The following is a 17035-nucleotide window of genomic DNA, read 5'->3' on the forward strand; positions in this document are numbered from 1 at the left end:
CTTTAATAAATATTTTAATTTTAAAATTATTTGTTATGATTATGCCCATTTTTAGGTTCATTTGCAATCTTATCTTGAAAGCTAACCTTTTCTTTAGCTATAACTTGATTTCCTAATGTTACCTCTAATGTCATTTCTTTCTTTTCAATTCCATTTTTTATAATTCGTTCTTCAGTTTGATGTAAAATGAAAGGCCCGACCGCTTTAAAATAATGAGTAATTGTATGTTGTGTATTTGCAGACTCAACTTTTACTTTTTTGTCTCTTTCAGAAAAATCACTTTTTTCTTGTTTCGATTTATCTTCATTTATTATATTAGGTTTAATTTCTATTCTTTCAGGTTTATTATTACCAATAAATCTTTCTAGAATTTGTTGATGAAGGCTCATTCTTATTCCATCTCTATTCGGTAAATCAACTCCATAACTTCTTGAAACTTCATTTTTACTTTCTACAGGCGTAACATTTTTAGATGATAAACCATCCATTTTGGTGAGAGATTCAATTGTTGATGCAAAAGCTTTATTCAAGCTATTACTAATTAAATGTGTAGGAATAATATTTTGTTCGATAATTCTACTAGTTAAGCGATTGTAATCAATTTTACTTTCAATATCGATAGATTTTAAGCGTATATTTTCTCTCATTTCTACTTGTAAGCTTTCTGTAATAGCACGAGTAAAAAGCGTTTCTTTTTGTTGAGTTAATCTTTGAGAATTTAAAGCTAAAACTTCTTGCATTCTATTTGTGAATAATTGAGCAAGTGCTTGAATTACTGATTCAGTAGCTTCCGGGTCTTTTATTGGATTTTGCCTTCTACCAAATAATTCATCTATAAAACCTCTTGGTTTAGCCTTCTCTTCTTCTATTTTCTTTTCATCAATATCAATTTTCTTATTACTTTCTTTCTTATTGTCACCTTGTGAAGCATTACCTGCATAAACACGTTTAATAAACCCAAATAAAAATATCTTTTTTAGAATAGATAAAGTTTTTCTAATTTTTGGGTATTTTTTAAGAATTTTTGTATCTATTAAAAATAGTAAATATAAAAGGATAAATAGAGTAAGAAGAGTAAGGAGGATAACAAATAATAATTCAAACATTTCATGACAATTTTTATATTACAAATTATCATTATAACCTTTTTTACGCTATTTGTTAAGATTTATAAATATTGATGAACTAAAAAATATGTCATCAATTTATACATAATATATAAATATCATAAGATTTTGCTAAGCACTTAAAGTAAAACATTAAAAAAAGGAGGGTAATTCCCTCCTTTACAAAATGACTAATCAAAATTATTCATCATCTTGGTTGTCGATTTTTTTGCCTCTACCACCGCTATGGCTATGTGAACCACCTTTAGATCCCATTTTTTTAGCTGCTTCTTTATCACCTTGTTTTAATTTTTTTGCTTCTTCAGAAATTTTTTTATCAGTCATCGTATCCTCCATAATATTGTTTTTTAATATTAGAAATTACAAATATACATGAAGTTAACCCTAAAAGAAGGTTAAGGGATACCCTCATAAAATTATACTTTTTTTGGAGAATCATATAAGAAAGGCAATGTTTAAAACTAATGGAATTGCTAAGAAAGCAAACTAGTTCAAACTTCTTAAGATGATATAATTTTATTAGGCTCACCGTCACCCCCTTTTATAGGTTAACTTATTCCCTAAGAGCTCTTTTATTAGCTACAAAAATAAATTTCGTAGCTAATAAAAGTTAGCTCCGCAAGAGACCAGCTAAAATAAAATTTTAGCATCCATCAAAACAAAGTTCTGAGCTCTCGCTAAATTATCATGCTTATGAATTAGGAAGGAAATAAATTAAAGAACATATGAATACTTACAAAAAATTTATTTCTTATATGTATATATATCTTTCTTTAATTATTTCCTCCTAATAATCATATGCTACACCCTAAAATTTTGATATTCAAGTATAATTTTGCATTTTTTTAAAAAAAATATTAACAAGATAAAAAGGTGTAAATGTTTAAGAAATTGTTTCCAATTTAACGCTTTAACTTCCATCAAAAAACTTAAGGTTTATTAAAGAAGTCTTCTTTAATTCTATATAACACATGAAGACTTAAAGGATGTTCAAGTGGTAATTTTGGGTGATTAAAATTTTCTTTAGGATCATGAGTCATTCCTAACTTTTCCATCACTCTTCTTGAAGGTAAATTTTTTGGAACAGTAAAAGCTAAAACTTCTTTTAATTTTAGATCATTAAATGCAAATTCAAGAACTCTTTTCGCACCCTCTGTTGCAAGCCCCTTTCCCCAATGATCTGATGCTAATCGCCATGCTACTTCCACACATGGAGTAAATGAAGCTTCAAAAGCAACGTTTTGTAATCCTATGTAACCAATAAATTTTTTAGTTTCTTTTAATTCGCAAGCAAACATTCCAAAATTATTATTTTTAAAATGTAATTTAATTCTTTCAATCCATTCATTAACTTCTTGTTTGGTTAAAAGCTTTGGCATAAATTCCATAACTTTAGGGTCTTGATTAATTTTAGCAAATGGCTCAACATCTTCTTCTTTCCATTCACGTAAAATTACTCGCTCAGCTTCTAATTTCATCATGGTTCTCAATTAAAATTTTATATTTCTAAAGTTTTATAGTTTTTAAAATTTATTCTATATAATACCTGTAGGCTTAAAGGGTGAGACTCAGGTAATTTTGGGTGATTAAAATTTTCTTTAGGATCATGAGTCATTCCTAACTTTTCCATAACTTTTCTTGAAGCTAAATTATTTCTAGCTGTGAAAGCAACAATTTCCTCTATGCCTAAGTCTTTAAAAGCAAATTCAAGAACTCTTTTCGCACCCTCTGTTGCAAGTCCTTTTCTCCAATGTTTAGAACTTAATCTCCATCCTATTTCAACGCATGGAGTAAAGTGGGCTTTAAATTCAGGGATATTTAAGCCAATAAAACCTATTAATTCTTTTGTTTCTTTAAGTTCTGCGGCCCATAATCCAAAACCATTATCTAGAATCCCCATATTAGCACCAATAATAAAAGCTTTAGCTTCTTCTAAAGTTAAAGCTCCTCTTAAAAATTTTATTACCTTAGGATCCTGATTAATTTTTACAAAGGCTTCAATATCTTGTTCTTTCCATTCACGTAAAATCAATCGTGGAGTTTCTAAATAAATCATAAAACTCTCCTAATAATATCAATAAATATTAATTTTATTTAGGTAAAATCAAAATAATAAGAAACTAATAGTTAAATTCTTTGTGTTTGCATTAAGAATTCAATAGCTTTTTCAAAGCTTCTTCACACATGCCGTATTTTTTCCATTCACATTCTTCGCAAGCTTTATGAAAAATGTCTAAAGTCATTTTATCTTTAAGGCGAGTTTTAACCTCTTTTGCAGTAAAAATATCACCGCTTTTTAAATCAAGTGCATCAATATAAGCATTATCAAGTTTTTCAATTTTTTCTTGAGTATTACATGAATTTAATGGCGTTTGATTTGGGCAGGCTTTACATATATCATCCAAATCAGTAACAACCTTTATTAATGTATTCTCATTTTCTTTTAAAAAATCTACTATTTTTCCAAAATTTTTTACGAAATGAGAAGAATAACCCTCACCTTTAAATGCGATATGACACATAAAATGGTGAGGTTTAAACTTAAAAATAGCCACGATTATTTTTTAAAAAATGAATTAGGTTTAAGATATCTAATTCCTAAAGCAAGAATTACTGCTTTAATAATTCCTGGAATAATAAAGGGTACTAAACCTAAAGTAATTCCTTTCTCAATTCCAATAAAAAATGAAAGCCAAGAAACACCAAATATAAATAAAATTACAGTTCCAATAAGACTATTGGCTATCATAAAGCCTAAATTATTTAGGTTAATTTTTTCTCTGATTGTAGCCATTAAATAAGCTGCAGCTAAGAAACCAAATAAATAACCACCAGTTGGACCTATTAAACTATGAAATCCGCCAGAGTAATTTGCAAATACTGGTAACCCTAGTGCACCTAAAATTAAATAAGATAAAACAGATTGAATAGCATTTTTGCGGCTATAGGTAAGACCAATAAACATTATACTTACACTTTGTAAAGTAATTGGTACTGGTTCTAGAGGTATCGTAATTTGAGAACATAAAAAAATAAGTAAAGTTCCCATAACAATTTGAGTTAAATTAGAACTAAATATTCTACTATAAGATTGCACTGCATTAATAACTTTACCCATGTGGAGACCTCCATTAAAGGTTTAAGATTTATGGCAATAAAATACCCCAACTTTATAAAAAGTTAGATCGGTAAAGTCAAGCTTTTATATTTTAAAAGAAATGTGACACTTCTAAATTAACTTAGTTTTTAATGTTATTTTTCATTAAAAATGGAAGCTGACAAAGTATAAATACAATTGTAAGTGGAATGGTCGCAAACACTTTAAATTTTACCCACATTTCATCAGAACAATTGCGCCAAATTACTTCATTCATTATCGCTAAAAACAGGAAGAAAATTGCCCACCTTTTAGAAAATTTTATCCAATTTTCTTGAGTTAATTCAAATGGACCCTCAAATATATATTTTACAAGCCCCTTATTACACAAAACCCCTACAGTTAAAACACCTGCTAAAAAAACATTTACAATAGTGGGTTTAAGTTTAACAAAATCAGTGTTCCCACTGAAATATGTAAAGGCCGAAAGAGTTATAAGAATAGTAGTTGAAACCAAAGATACGATAGGTACTTTTTTTGTATTAATATAATTTATTGTAAAACTCACAATAGCAGACACCGTTAAGGCGAAAGTAGCGTAGTAAATTCCATATAATTTAAAAGTTATAAAGAATATTGTTAAAGGCAAGGCTTCATTTATAAATCGAAAAAGATTGGACATTATATAAAACAACAAAAAAACATTGAAAAGAACTTATAAAAATATAAGCTTAACTTAATATACAATATATAAATTTTTTTATCAATAATTATTAGTTTTTAAGGTAAAAATGAAACTTGAATATGCTACTGCTATAAGAGACACCTTAAGCAGGGGTTATAATTTTAAAGACTTTGTAAAAGATTTAGGTGCGGGCGCTGTAGTTTCCTTAGTTTCCCTTCCCTTAGCTATGGCGCTTGCAATAGCAGTAGGACTAGATCCTGAGCATGGTGTTTATACAGCTATTGTTGCAGGTTTCATTGCTTCTCTCCTTGGCGGTTCATACGCACAAATTAGTGGCCCGACAGGTGCCTTTGTAGTTATCCTTGCTCCAATTGTAATTGAATTTGGAGTTAGAGGTTTAATTATTGCTCAAATACTAGCAAGCGTAATAATAATTGTTATGGCCGTATTTCGAGTTGGTTTTATTATCAAATATATTCCATATAGCGTTACAGTAGGGTTTACAACTGGTATTGCTTTTGTACTTTGTATTATTTCCCTTAAAGACTTATTAGGAATAAAAATAGATGGATTTAACGGTTATTTACCTAATAAAATTTTTCTCATTTTTCAAAATTTAAATAAAATTACTTTTGGCGATACTTTTATAGGAATATTAACAATAGCTATAATTAAATTATGGGATAAATTTAAAATACAAAAATTTAAAATTATACCAAGCATCGTTGTTTCTATTGTGACAGTTACCTTAATTACAATTTTTTTAAATAATGCCGGATTTAAAATAAGCACTATTGAATCAGATTTTTCCTACATTGATGATGAAACAGGTAAAAGTGAAAGCGGTATTCCTGACGAACCACCACAACTTCACTTTTTTAATTTTGATAATAGTGATCCAATTTATGCTTTCCCAACATTAAAAGAAATTGGTAAGTTATTGCCGGCGGCAATTATGATTGCGATTTTAGCTTCTTTAGAATCGCTTTTAGCTGCAACTATGGCTGATAATATGACCGGATCAAAACATAACCCAAATAGTGAATTATTAGGAATTGGAACTGCAAATTTATTTTCTGCCTTTGCTCTTGGAATGCCAGCAACAGGAGCTCTTGCAAGAACTGCCGCAAACATCCGAAGTGGAGCGCGCTCCCCTATTTCTGGACTTGCTTGTTCAATATTAATTCTTCTATATGTGTTAGTATTTCATGATCAAATCGATAAAATCCCATTAAGTGCCCTTTACGCAATTTTGATGCTTGTAGCTATTAGAATGGCTGAAATACATGAGTTTAAAAAAATTCTTAAAAGTAAAATTAAAGAAGACATCATTATATTAATTACTACGTTCTTACTTACTGCCATTTTTGATATGGTGATAGGTGTAACAATTGGAGTTATTATAAGTTTCTTTTTAATAATTAAAAAAATATCAGATCATAACCCCGTTTTCATTACAAAAACTACTGATGATAACCTTAAAATTGTTATTAAAGGACCTATCTTTTTTTCTAACACTAATAAAATTTTTAACCAAGATTTAACAAAACACTTGCAATTTAATAAATTAATTTTAGACTTAACAAAGGTAAATATTTTGGATGTTTCTGGTCTATCTGAATTAGAGGGTTTTATAGAAGCAAATAGTAATAAGAACATTTATATTATTGCAAATGATTATGTAAATGATATTATTAGTAAGTTTATAAACCTTAATAATGTTAAGATAATCAGAAACGAAAGTGAAGTGGTTTAAATATGTCAACGGATATAATTACAAGTCAACAGAGGCTTGCAAAAGCTTTAGAGATGCTGGAAACTTATACTAATAAAGCTATAATAAACGCTCAAAAAAAAGGGCAAGATTTTGCTTTTGAACAATTAAAAAGCGAAATAGTTTCTAAAAATAATGAAATAAATGCCTTAAAAGCGGAAAATGAATTGCTAACAAAGCAATTAGCAGACCTTACTGCAAATAAGAAAGAAATTGTAAATGATATTACTAATTCAATAAAACAACTCGATTTAATTATAGAAGCGAAGAAAAATGGCAATAGTTAATATTAAAATTCGTAATAATGTTTATCAACTATCATGTGGTGAAGGTGAAGAACACAGATTGCTCGCTTTAGCTGAAAAATTGAATAATAAAGTAAATGAATTAGCAACTAAATTACCTCGTTCAAACGATTTAATGTTAATGGTAATGGCAGGGTTACTACTTGAAGATAAAGTAGAAGAACTTGAAAACCAAGTTAAAAATTTAATTTCAAAAACACCAATTCAACCTAAAGAAGCTGTAAATGAAGACGCAGTTTCAGATTCAGTAGAAATTATTGCTGAATATATAGAAAACCTTGCATTAAAATTAGATAAAATATATAATCAGTAATGGGGCTGCTTTGATGGTGATTTCAATAGTTCCTGGAACCGATGCTTAACTCATTGGGAGCTGGCTCTTATATAGCTTTGGCTTTATAATATGGCGCCCACCTTAACTTAAGGGTTTGAGAGGTCTTTCGATTTTCACCTCTATAGCGGTCCTATTTTTTATAGTTCCTTACTTCCTAATTTTGCTGTTTCTTCATTAATTTTATTTTCATAATAATATCTAAAGATTTTTGCTGATATTTCATTTGGAAGAGTAGAATTATAGCCTTTTTTATTTAATTCACTAATTTTCTTACTACTTGTTTTTCTAAAGTTTTTTTTAGTGGGTGAAAGTTTTAGAATTCCTTGCTCGGTATTTTCTCGCATAGCTGCTATATTTTCTGAAATATTCCAATTATAGGCTAATAGATCAAGAAACTTTGATTTAAGCACTTGGTATTTTTCTTCCGAAATATTTATATAAGTTTTTACCACATTTTTAAATGTTTTTTCGCGTCCATAAATTATTAGCTTTTTTAACCAAAACAAATACTCCAGATTTTCCTTTTCATTGTCAGGCTTATAAATTCCAAGAAAAAAATCCATAAGTCCCTTAAATTTATTATCTTCCAGTTTTTCTGAATCATATTGCTCAAATTTCTTACCTTTATTTTGTGAATTTTGATGAAAACTAATTTTTTTAGCTACGTAAGAAAAAAAATTAAAATAACCAAAAACATTGAAAGTTTTTTTAATATTAAAATTTTCTTCCTTTGCCTCTAATTCTCTGAGTAACAAACTTTCAATTTTAGGGAATTTGCGTATTTTTTTTTATTTCATTAAATGGTAATATGTAATGCATTAAATCATAAAGCATTTTACCTTTTAAAAACCTTTCTACCACTTTTTCGTTAAGATTAATTCCATTCCTAAGTAATGAAACAAAAGCTAAATTTGGTTTTGAGAAAAGTATATTTGTAAGATTATTTTTATGAATATTAATCCATAAATATTGGTATATTAAGTTAAGTGCTGCAATATTATTGTTATTAGCAATAAATTTCTTAAAAGCTTTGAAGATTGCATTGTTTTCGCCTATTCCATTAAATACACTTTGAATTCTAATTTCAAATAAATCCAATTCTATTAATTTATTATTATTACATAGCTTATCAAACAAATTTACTAAAAAATATTGCGGGACATAACATTTTGCTAATTTAAGAATTCGAAGGTTTTTACTTAATATTGTATCAACAAAATTTTCTATTTCGTTTTTATATTTAATAAATTCAGTAGTTAAAATATTATTTGAAATATTTATATAGTTAAGTTTGTTAAAAGATGGCAAGGATAAAATATACGTAAAATCACTCATTCTAAAGGTTGAATCGAACAAATATAAACTAGTAATTTTTTTTAAACTCAGACTTTCAAAATCTTTTGCTTGCTTACTTAAAAATACACTATTCCATAGCGAAAGGGTTCTTAAGCCTTTACAAAAATTTAACGCTAAAATTAAATCTGAAAAAGCCCCTTCAAATAAATTATTATCAAACAATAATGCATGTGCTTTATTAAAGTTCTCAATTAGATTTATTAAATTATTATACAAGGGAACGCTAAAAAAATTATTGTTATAAATAAGAACTTTTTTAACCCTTAACCCCCACTTTAAAGAAACTATTTCCTTTGAACCTTTTAACTTAGCGAAATTTGTAGAAAACGACATCGCTAAAAGTTTTTGAATAATAATTTGAAAAGACTCTCGACTTTCTTCGGATTTAAAGTTTTGAATTAAAATAGTAATATCATTACATCTATTAGGAATTTTACTAAATTTATTTATAATATATTCTTCCAAATCTTCTATAGTCTTAATCTTTTCCTTTACAAGATTGTTATAATCGAAGCTCAATTCAGTTGAAAGTTTTTCTATAGCAATGCGTTTAGATTCTTTTGAAATTTCCTCATTTTTTGCTTGCATAAATATATTTCTTAAATAATTAATGTAATTTTCTGTTTATTTAATATTTTAATTTTTTTAAATTATAATTACAATAAAATAATAACGAGTGAGAAGTTTAAATAATTTGTATGAGGAAAATATGTTAAATCAGGAAACTTTAGATTTAAAAAACTTATTAGATAATTTTGCAAAAACACAAATTTTAGATGAAGCTACTGCAGAAAATCTAATTCAAAATGGAGCCGATATTGAAGTTATATCATCTGAACTAAATATATTAACTGCTGCAATAAAAGCTAAATCTCTTAATTTAACCCAGTTTCTAATTAATCATGGTGTCAACGTTAACAAATGTATTGATCAAACTAATAGTTCACCTCTATTTCATGCAATTTATAATAAATGCTATCCAATTGGAGAACTCTTAATTCAAAATGGAGCTAACGTAAATCATCAAGATATTGAAGCAAATACAGCCTTTTTCCACCTATTCTTTTTCCGTGACCAACTTGAAGATTGGGTCAATTTATTAATTAATAATGGAGCAGATGTAACAATAGCAAACAGATATGGTAATACCCCTTTACATGTAGCAATAAATTATCCAAACACCCCTATCCCACAGCTTTTAATTAATAATGGCGCAGACAAAGAAGCAAAAAATATTTTTGGAGACACTCCTCTTTTTACAGCAGTTAAAAATAAAAATTTAGCTGGAGTAGAGCTTATGTTAAATAATGGCGCTGAGCTTGATGTTGTGAATAATGATGATATAACCCCCTTGCATTTTGCCGCAGAAATTGGTTGCCCTGTAACCGTAGAAGCTCTTATTAATTTAGGGGCTGATGTTAATAAGCAAGATGATTTAGGAAGAACACCACTTTACAAATCTGCTTTAACAGAAAATTCAGCCGCAGCCGAAGTATTAATTCAAAATAATGCTGATTTAGAATTAACAGATGTTTTAGGTCAAAAACCTATTGAAATTGCTTTTATAATAAATAATGTAGATACGAAAGAAGTTTTTAAAACTTATGTTCCTACTGAAGAATATACTATTTTAGAAAATGAATATAAAGATGAAAATCCGCCAATAGAGAATATTGAAGGAGTAAATAATCTTGTTACTAAAGATTATTTACAATGATTTTTTTCTTTTAATAATTGCATTTCCTATTATAACTATAAATAGTAAATAGGTAAGAATAGAAGTAATTTTGTTTTTATTCATTTCCTGAGCGAAATAAGTAGGCTTACTTATTTCCTGAGGAATATTGGTATAAATAACATCTTCAGTATTAAGTTTTGTTTGTTTCAAAATTCTGCCATAACCATCAATTACTGCAGAAATTCCAGTATTAGCGGCTCTTATTAAAGGTTTACCTGCTTCAATCGCTCTAATACGCGACATATAAAAATGTTGATATGGACCTGAACTATTACCAAACCATCCATCATTGGTTATCATAACAATAAAATTAGCCTGGTTTATTCTTTCAAAATTTTGATGCGGAAAAATTGATTCATAACATATAAGGGGAATAAATTTTCTTCCTTTATCTAAACTTACTAAAGTTCTTGTTGGTTCCCCTTCTAAAAAATCAATTTGACCATCTGTTATTTTAGTTAAATTGATATATTTACTTAGTGGAATATATTCTGCAAAAGGTACTAAATGGCGCTTATCATAGTAATCAAATACATAACCATCGTTAGAAATTACAATTAATGAATTCCATAACTTTAAATCATCTTTTTCATTTTCTTGATGAAACCTAAGCGCTCCTGTAATTAAAAAACCGTTCTCAGGAATTACACCTGAAATATTAGAGGCAAAGCGATCTTGCAATGAGACTAAATATCCAAAAGCAGATTCTGGCCAAATAATAACGTCCCCTTTACTCGCCATTCTGCTTAGCTTAAGGTGCTTGATAACATTATTCATTTTTTCGTCAGCTTTCCACTTTAATTGTTGTGAAATATTTGCTTGTACAACAAGTACTTTAGTGTCTAAATATTTTACTTCCTCTGTTTTAAGACGATTATAACCAAAGCTAATATTTCCTATAAAAATAACTATACTAATAATAAGTGGAAGCAATTTAAATTCAGTAATAGAAATTGTAATTAAAGTAAATATAACAATTGTAATAAAGCTCAGGCCATAAATACCAGTTATAGAAGCTATTTGAGAAAAGTATATATTATTTGCCCAAACATAACCTAAAGCATTCCATGGGAAACCTGTTATTATAAATTCCCTCAATACTTCCATAAGTGTCCAGACACATGCAAAACCAATGGTAAAAGCAACGTAAGAAGGTTGAAATCTTTTTGAAAGTACTGCTGTAAGTGTAGGGTAAAGCGCTAAATAAGCAGGAAGTAAAGTTAAAGCGAAAGGTATAAGCCAAAAATGAGATTTTAAATCAATAGTTAGAGAAATGCATATCCAATAACATCCTCCCATAAAATGTCCTAGGAACATTAATAAATTGGAAAGAAAAAGCTTTTTTAAATTACTTTCAAATCTTATTGAATAAGTATAGAGCAAAAATAAAGGTAACAAAGCTAAAGTAAAAAATATTGGTGCAAAAGCTAGGCTACTAAAAAGCCCTGTTAAAAAATATCCTATATATCTATATTTACTATTATCAATTCTTTGAATCAGCTTTGTTATCATTCTCTACCACGACATGCTTTTAAATATTTATATATTAGGAAACACCAGATTACAATAGAACATAAAAAATAAGTATTATTCAATAATCAATTCTTGCCCTGGTTTAGGAGCTATAAATTCATCTTTTGAAATTTTATTTTTTGCTAATGCTTTTTCTAAATCAATAATTGGCTGGTTATATTCTTCATCTGCTAGATTACTTAAACAATTAAAATGGATTCCCATAGAATATTTACTTTTAAGAAGAATGTGAGCTTCAACTGCTTCTTCAGGGTTTATATGAGAATATTTCATAAACCATGTTGGCTCATAAGAACCAATTGGTAATAAACTAAGTTTAATATTTGAAAATTTTTCTGCAATTTGTTTAAAATGCTTACCTTGCCCAGTATCACCAGCAAAATAAACGCTTCCATCTTTCGATTCAACAACAAATCCACCCCATAATGTTTTATTACGCATGAAAGGCGCTCGACTTGACCAATGATGAGCTGGTACAAAATGTATTTTTAAATCTTTAAACTTTGTAATTTCCCACCAATCAAGTTCAATTACATTTAAATCTTTTTCAATATTTTTTATATATTCTCCAAGTTTTAAGCCCGTTATAAATACCGGCTTAAAAGTTTCATGAAGTCGTTTCATAGTAGGAATATCTAAATGATCATAATGATCATGAGAAATTAAAACTATATCAATTAAAGGTAGCTTCTCAAATTCAATTCCAGGAGCATGTATCCTTTTAGGCCCTATAAAACTTAAAGGACTTGCCCTTTCTGACCACAAAGGGTCTGTTAAAATATTTATACCATCAACTTGAATTAAAACCGTTGCATGATTTACATAAGTAGCTTTGATTTTATTTTGAACAGCTCTTTCTACTGAAGGTTTAATATTTTCGTTTGTCCATTCTGGCCATTCAGGTTTTTTCCTAGTAAATTGCCATTTTAGAAAATCTCCAAAAGTATTGGTATGCGGTTCTTGATTGTAAAAACGTTTTCCATCAAAATGATCAGTTATTTTATATTTATCTTTTTCCATTGCAAATGCATTAAAATTAATAATTAAGGCTAAAAAACTTAATATAAGTCTTAACATAAATAAAAAATTTCCTATAAACAAAAAAATTTCTTTGTCAAAATCAAATTTAATGATATAGAAGAATAAATTAAAGGCAATTCTTTATGTCTTAATGGAGACGTGGCCGAGAGGTCGAAGGCACCGGTTTGCTAAACCGTAGTACGGGTTATACCGTACCGAGGGTTCGAATCCCTCCGTCTCCGCCATAATAAAATACTCCATAAATAATACATTAAACCTAATAAACAAAATTTGACTTCTTGCTGTTGATTGACTTACTCAATTTATCATCATTATTATTCATACCTGTTAATAATATATACGCTTGAATTTTAATGCTTTTTTCATCCCCCCCAATAAGTATTGATATTTAATTTTTAACAAAATTTATTGACAATTATTAATAATAACATATATTATTAATAAATTTTTAAAATTATAATAATGGTTATTTTTATGAAACGATCCCTTGAAATTTTTAGTTACTATTTAACCAAAGCATTCGATTCAGTAATCGACAATTATTACATCTCATATTACTTTCCAAAATCTTTAGACTTAGCAATTTATTTAAGAGTAGTAAGAAATGGCACTGACATTAGTAATTACTCACGCTATGAACTAGCAGAAGGGCTAGGTTACCCTAACCATGCAAAAATTGAATATAATAACCTTCCAAGCGTTGTCGAAATTGAAAAAGCCAAACTTAATGGAAATATGCTTGATGCTATCATTTCTATAGCTCAAAATCCTAAAAAATATCTTTTATCTTCACAAGACCCAATTTTTGGAAATAATACTTACTTACCTCTAAAGGAAAAGGTTTATCTTAGTGAATGCGCTTGTATACATAGCGATAATTTTAATAGATTAGCTAATGAAAGAAGACAGAATATTGAAAATCAAATTATTAATGATAGCATTATACATTTCTCTAAAGAAACTCCTATACATTATTTAGGTTTTGGAAGCGGCAGGCTATTAGGTGAGTTATTTATTGTAGCAAGGTTAATTAAAGCTGGTTATAAAAACTTAAACCTCAATTTTATTGACAATGAGTACTACGAAGAAAATGAGAGTTTAGCAATTTTTAAAGAAATTTTAGAGACAATCGTAAGCCAAGAAAAAATTTCTATAAATATAGCATTCTATTCTGATCTTACCTCTTACAGGGTTAATTCTTCAGAAAATCCTAATATTATCACAGCTATAGATTTTGATGATAAAGACAAAATGTTTGATCAATTAATGGAGTTACATGACATATTATCAAGTAATGGTTTATTTTATTTATCATATTCTGATTATGATTTAAGCTTTAATAAACAAGGTTGTTTAACTTTTAATACTAAAGACCATAGTACACCGCTTTTTCTAAAAAATATTTCTGACCAAATAGAAAATATTGTTGGTAATGTGCAAAATGAAAACAATGAACCTATACGCATCGCTGCTTTAACCAATGAATTTGAAGTACTTCATCGGTATTATTTATTTACCTCCTTATTCAATCCTAGCAAAAAAATTGAACTCACCTTATTAAAACCAAAAGAAAAAGATTATTTTGGAAGCAATACTAAAAAAAATAATAAAGCTTATACAGAAGAAAATTTAGCAAAATTTATTAAATTACTTCGCTCTAATGGTGGTGAATTAAGTGTAATATTTATTGAGGATTTCGATGATTTTAGAAAACAAAACATCCAATCAATTACAAATTATAATATCATTCTTCATCTTGGCTCAAAAAGCAATTTCGCAGAAGAACAAATTGAGCAAATAAAATGGCTAACGTATACTTTCCCAAATGCTACCCATTATTATATGGTGCTAATTTATAACAGTAAGACACGTAACATAAATTTCCAGCATATTTGGAAGTGGGATCAAGTAAGTGGCGTAATATCTTTAGAATCAAAAGAAATACTTTCAATAGGAGCAGAACAATACTTACATAAATTCTATCCTTCGATTGATAAAAACAGCAAAAGATTTGAGATAGAAAATGAAGATAAGTCCGAGAATAAAAACCACGAAATAAATAAATAATTTTTTGGTTTAAATTTAATTATGTAAGCGTATTTTATATAATTTAGACTTTCTATACGAATTTAACTAATATATTATTAGTTAAATAGTAATAAATTAGGAAAATGCCATGTTGTCTCAAACCACTAACATATCCATAAAATTACCATCAAAACCTTCCTTTATAAATAACTCCAATTATTTTATCTGGAAAACACTAAAATTAATTGCTTCATTAGAAAAAGAAGGAATTATTGAAGAAGAAAAACTGAATGTACTAAAAGAGCAATTTAGTAATCTACAGGATGATTTAGAGCGAATTAAATTTGAATGGCAATTGGTAAAAGATAATATTGATAAATACAACTTAAATATTTATGCGGAATTTGAAGAATATGAATTATTATGTGAAACAGCATTAATAATAGGACCATACAGAAATGTTAGTTCTGACTGTTGTGCCAAGTCATTTGAATTAATTCGTTATGGTAAAGCCTCTAATATAGATGATCTATTTATATCTCAACAGACAATTTCTGTTAGAAGTATTGAAATATTAGCTGCAGCAATTGAAGAAAACACTAACCTTAAAGAAATCTATTTTGCAAATAATTGCTTTTCGGATATAGCCTTTTTAAACCTTTGTAAAAGCTTTGCAAATAATAAAAGTATAATAAAAATGAAACTTCCTGGCCTAGAAGAAGCTAAAATGGAATATTTATCTGCTGCTTTAGCATGTAATACTTCAATTCAATTTATAAGTATTTCAGGTTATTATAAAAACCCAGATAAAGTCATTACTGCTTTATCAGAAGCTTTGAAAAAAAACTCTTCACTAAAATATATTGATTTTAATATAGGCATCCTAAAAGATAATCATCTAATAATTTTAGCTGATGCTTGTAAAGATAATAAAATTGAAATTAATTTTAATTGGTTTTCAATTAATAATTCATACTATTCGAATAGAAGAAACCGAAACTATTATTTAATGAATACCGCAACTAATATAATTAATATTGAAGATTTAAAACCCTTTCAAAATAAAATTATAGCATTAGAAAATGAATTTTATAGAGAATCAGTTTTTCAAATTCCTGAATCTGGTGACAATGTATATTTTGCTTATCTTAGTAGTTATAAAAATGAAAAAAACAGTGAAGATGAATATATTTTCCAACCTTTATCCAATCCTTTTAATCGTGTATACAATAGCGTTATAACTAAAACAAGATTTTATTGGGACACTTCACTATTTAGAGAAAATAAAAAAACTAGAATACGCGTTGCTACACCTGAAGAAATTCTTATTATAAAGCAAGGGCTAATAAGCGGTAGAATTGTAATAAATAGTGACACCGATATAATTAAAAAATGTGATAAATTATTAAATTCTCCCTCACCAAAAAACATTACAAATGAGCATATTAAAGAGAGTAAGGGTTATAATTGCGCTATTCAATAATTAAATAATTTTGTAGAGAAATAATCATGCATACAATAACCAATGTAACTACCATTTTAAATCATGAATTCAATGATATTTTAAAAACCGATCCTACTCAGTATGGAATCTACGAGCTTGAAGCAGGTAAATTACTTGTAATGTATAATTCTCTTGGTGTATTTAGAGTCGATTTTCTTGAACACACAGATGTTAAAATTGAACTTAGAGACTTAAAACCTATATCAAATGAATTTTTAAATGACTTAAATCTTCTTTTAGTTGGAACTGATTTTCAAATTAAAATCTGGCAAGAACTATTAAAAATCCCCTATGGTTCCACTTCCACCTACTCAAAAATTGCAAAAGCCATTAACCATGAAAAAGCACACCGCGCTGTTGCGAGTGCTATTGGTCAAAATAAAATTGCTTACTTTGTGCCTTGCCACCGAGTAATTAGAAGTAATGGTGAATTATCAGGGTTTAGATGGGGAACTAACATTAAAAGTGCTCTCCTTCTTAAAGAAGGCGCCTAAAAATAAACCCTAATTGAAA

18 protein-coding genes, 1 tRNA gene and 1 other RNA gene are annotated in these 17035 nt (G+C 28.0%); 9 read left to right on the forward strand and 11 right to left on the reverse strand.

Annotated elements, in window-relative coordinates:
• Positions 1–26: 26 nt before the first annotated feature.
• The 7 genes from J0H68_03285 to J0H68_03315 all read right to left on the reverse strand — a co-directional run bounded on the left by J0H68_03285 (position 27) and on the right by J0H68_03315 (position 4906).
• Positions 27–1106: a hypothetical protein gene (locus J0H68_03285; protein MBN8827714.1), complete on the reverse strand. Its 1080-nt coding sequence runs from the start codon at positions 1104–1106 to the stop codon at positions 27–29.
• A gap of 201 nt (positions 1107–1307) precedes the next feature.
• Positions 1308–1451, reverse strand: a complete 144-nt coding sequence (locus J0H68_03290) for a hypothetical protein (protein MBN8827715.1) — start codon at positions 1449–1451, stop codon at positions 1308–1310.
• A 605-nt stretch (positions 1452–2056) separates the two neighbouring features.
• On the reverse strand, positions 2057–2608 hold the full coding sequence (locus J0H68_03295) for a GNAT family N-acetyltransferase (GenBank protein MBN8827716.1): 552 nt from the start codon (positions 2606–2608) through the stop codon (positions 2057–2059).
• A 17-nt stretch (positions 2609–2625) separates the two neighbouring features.
• A complete protein-coding gene (locus J0H68_03300; protein MBN8827717.1) occupies positions 2626–3183 on the reverse strand; it encodes a GNAT family N-acetyltransferase in 558 nt (185 codons plus the stop codon).
• Positions 3184–3274: 91 nt separating this feature from the next.
• Positions 3275–3676, reverse strand: coding sequence for a DUF1284 domain-containing protein (locus J0H68_03305; protein MBN8827718.1), 402 nt, complete (start codon positions 3674–3676; stop codon positions 3275–3277).
• 8 nt (positions 3677–3684) lie between these two features.
• Entirely contained in the window at positions 3685–4233 is a 549-nt protein-coding gene (locus J0H68_03310) for a biotin transporter BioY (protein ID MBN8827719.1), read from the reverse strand.
• 133 nt (positions 4234–4366) lie between these two features.
• Positions 4367–4906, reverse strand: coding sequence for a septation protein IspZ (locus tag J0H68_03315; GenBank protein MBN8827720.1), 540 nt, complete (start codon positions 4904–4906; stop codon positions 4367–4369).
• A gap of 109 nt (positions 4907–5015) precedes the next feature.
• Here J0H68_03315 and J0H68_03320 point away from each other — a divergent pair, with 109 nt between their 5' ends.
• The 4 genes from J0H68_03320 (at position 5016) to ssrS (ending at position 7457) form a co-directional block, all read left to right on the forward strand.
• Entirely contained in the window at positions 5016–6665 is a 1650-nt protein-coding gene (locus tag J0H68_03320; GenBank protein MBN8827721.1) for an STAS domain-containing protein, read from the forward strand.
• A 2-nt stretch (positions 6666–6667) separates the two neighbouring features.
• Entirely contained in the window at positions 6668–6970 is a 303-nt protein-coding gene (locus tag J0H68_03325) for a hypothetical protein (protein MBN8827722.1), read from the forward strand.
• A complete protein-coding gene (locus tag J0H68_03330; GenBank protein ID MBN8827723.1) occupies positions 6957–7301 on the forward strand; it encodes a cell division protein ZapA in 345 nt (114 codons plus the stop codon). Before J0H68_03325 ends, J0H68_03330 begins: the two co-directional genes overlap by 14 nt.
• Positions 7301–7457: non-coding RNA, 6S RNA (ssrS, locus tag J0H68_03335), on the forward strand. Before J0H68_03330 ends, ssrS begins: the two co-directional genes overlap by 1 nt.
• 2 nt (positions 7458–7459) lie before the next feature.
• Here the strand turns inward: ssrS and J0H68_03340 are convergent.
• Both J0H68_03340 and J0H68_03345 read right to left on the reverse strand, forming a co-directional pair.
• Positions 7460–8077, reverse strand: a complete 618-nt coding sequence (locus J0H68_03340; protein MBN8827724.1) for a hypothetical protein — start codon at positions 8075–8077, stop codon at positions 7460–7462.
• A gap of 10 nt (positions 8078–8087) precedes the next feature.
• A complete protein-coding gene (locus J0H68_03345) occupies positions 8088–9266 on the reverse strand; it encodes a hypothetical protein (protein ID MBN8827725.1) in 1179 nt (392 codons plus the stop codon).
• A 121-nt stretch (positions 9267–9387) separates the two neighbouring features.
• Between J0H68_03345 and J0H68_03350 the strand changes: the two genes are divergently transcribed.
• Positions 9388–10395, forward strand: a complete 1008-nt coding sequence (locus tag J0H68_03350) for an ankyrin repeat domain-containing protein (protein MBN8827726.1) — start codon at positions 9388–9390, stop codon at positions 10393–10395.
• Here J0H68_03350 and lnt read toward each other — a convergent pair.
• A complete protein-coding gene (gene lnt / locus J0H68_03355) occupies positions 10387–11928 on the reverse strand; it encodes an apolipoprotein N-acyltransferase (protein MBN8827727.1) in 1542 nt (513 codons plus the stop codon). The two genes, J0H68_03350 and lnt, sit on opposite strands and share 9 nt — an antisense overlap.
• A gap of 75 nt (positions 11929–12003) precedes the next feature.
• On the reverse strand, positions 12004–13026 hold the full coding sequence (locus tag J0H68_03360) for an MBL fold metallo-hydrolase (GenBank protein ID MBN8827728.1): 1023 nt from the start codon (positions 13024–13026) through the stop codon (positions 12004–12006).
• A gap of 96 nt (positions 13027–13122) precedes the next feature.
• Between J0H68_03360 and J0H68_03365 the strand changes: the two genes are divergently transcribed.
• The 4 genes from J0H68_03365 to J0H68_03380 all read left to right on the forward strand — a co-directional run bounded on the left by J0H68_03365 (position 13123) and on the right by J0H68_03380 (position 17016).
• Positions 13123–13214, forward strand: a tRNA-Ser gene (locus tag J0H68_03365).
• 250 nt (positions 13215–13464) lie between these two features.
• Complete coding sequence (locus J0H68_03370; GenBank protein MBN8827729.1) at positions 13465–15057, forward strand: hypothetical protein; 1593 nt, start codon at positions 13465–13467, stop codon at positions 15055–15057.
• 109 nt (positions 15058–15166) lie between these two features.
• The gene (locus tag J0H68_03375) at positions 15167–16501 is read left to right on the forward strand and encodes a hypothetical protein (GenBank protein MBN8827730.1); all 1335 of its coding nucleotides are present in this window, start codon (positions 15167–15169) and stop codon (positions 16499–16501) included.
• Positions 16502–16527: 26 nt separating this feature from the next.
• Complete coding sequence (locus J0H68_03380; GenBank protein ID MBN8827731.1) at positions 16528–17016, forward strand: methylated-DNA--[protein]-cysteine S-methyltransferase; 489 nt, start codon at positions 16528–16530, stop codon at positions 17014–17016.
• Positions 17017–17035 lie beyond the last annotated feature (19 nt).

The organism is Sphingobacteriia bacterium, assembly GCA_017304685.1.
Taxonomy (GTDB): domain Bacteria; phylum Pseudomonadota; class Alphaproteobacteria; order Rickettsiales; family 33-17; genus JAFKLR01.

Coding starts and splice junctions, on each gene's coding strand:
- J0H68_03330 (MBN8827723.1), top strand. CDS start 6,957: ATGGCAATAGTTAATATTAAAATTCGTAATAATGTTTATCAACTATCA.
- J0H68_03350 (MBN8827726.1), top strand. CDS start 9,388: ATGTTAAATCAGGAAACTTTAGATTTAAAAAACTTATTAGATAATTTT.
- J0H68_03320 (MBN8827721.1), top strand. CDS start 5,016: ATGAAACTTGAATATGCTACTGCTATAAGAGACACCTTAAGCAGGGGT.
- J0H68_03315 (MBN8827720.1), bottom strand. CDS start 4,906: ATGTCCAATCTTTTTCGATTTATAAATGAAGCCTTGCCTTTAACAATA.
- J0H68_03300 (MBN8827717.1), bottom strand. CDS start 3,183: ATGATTTATTTAGAAACTCCACGATTGATTTTACGTGAATGGAAAGAA.
- J0H68_03375 (MBN8827730.1), top strand. CDS start 15,167: ATGTTGTCTCAAACCACTAACATATCCATAAAATTACCATCAAAACCT.
- J0H68_03290 (MBN8827715.1), bottom strand. CDS start 1,451: ATGACTGATAAAAAAATTTCTGAAGAAGCAAAAAAATTAAAACAAGGT.
- J0H68_03360 (MBN8827728.1), bottom strand. CDS start 13,026: ATGTTAAGACTTATATTAAGTTTTTTAGCCTTAATTATTAATTTTAAT.
- J0H68_03380 (MBN8827731.1), top strand. CDS start 16,528: ATGCATACAATAACCAATGTAACTACCATTTTAAATCATGAATTCAAT.
- lnt (MBN8827727.1), bottom strand. CDS start 11,928: ATGATAACAAAGCTGATTCAAAGAATTGATAATAGTAAATATAGATAT.
- J0H68_03370 (MBN8827729.1), top strand. CDS start 13,465: ATGAAACGATCCCTTGAAATTTTTAGTTACTATTTAACCAAAGCATTC.
- J0H68_03285 (MBN8827714.1), bottom strand. CDS start 1,106: ATGTTTGAATTATTATTTGTTATCCTCCTTACTCTTCTTACTCTATTT.
- J0H68_03295 (MBN8827716.1), bottom strand. CDS start 2,608: ATGATGAAATTAGAAGCTGAGCGAGTAATTTTACGTGAATGGAAAGAA.
- J0H68_03325 (MBN8827722.1), top strand. CDS start 6,668: ATGTCAACGGATATAATTACAAGTCAACAGAGGCTTGCAAAAGCTTTA.
- J0H68_03345 (MBN8827725.1), bottom strand. CDS start 9,266: ATGCAAGCAAAAAATGAGGAAATTTCAAAAGAATCTAAACGCATTGCT.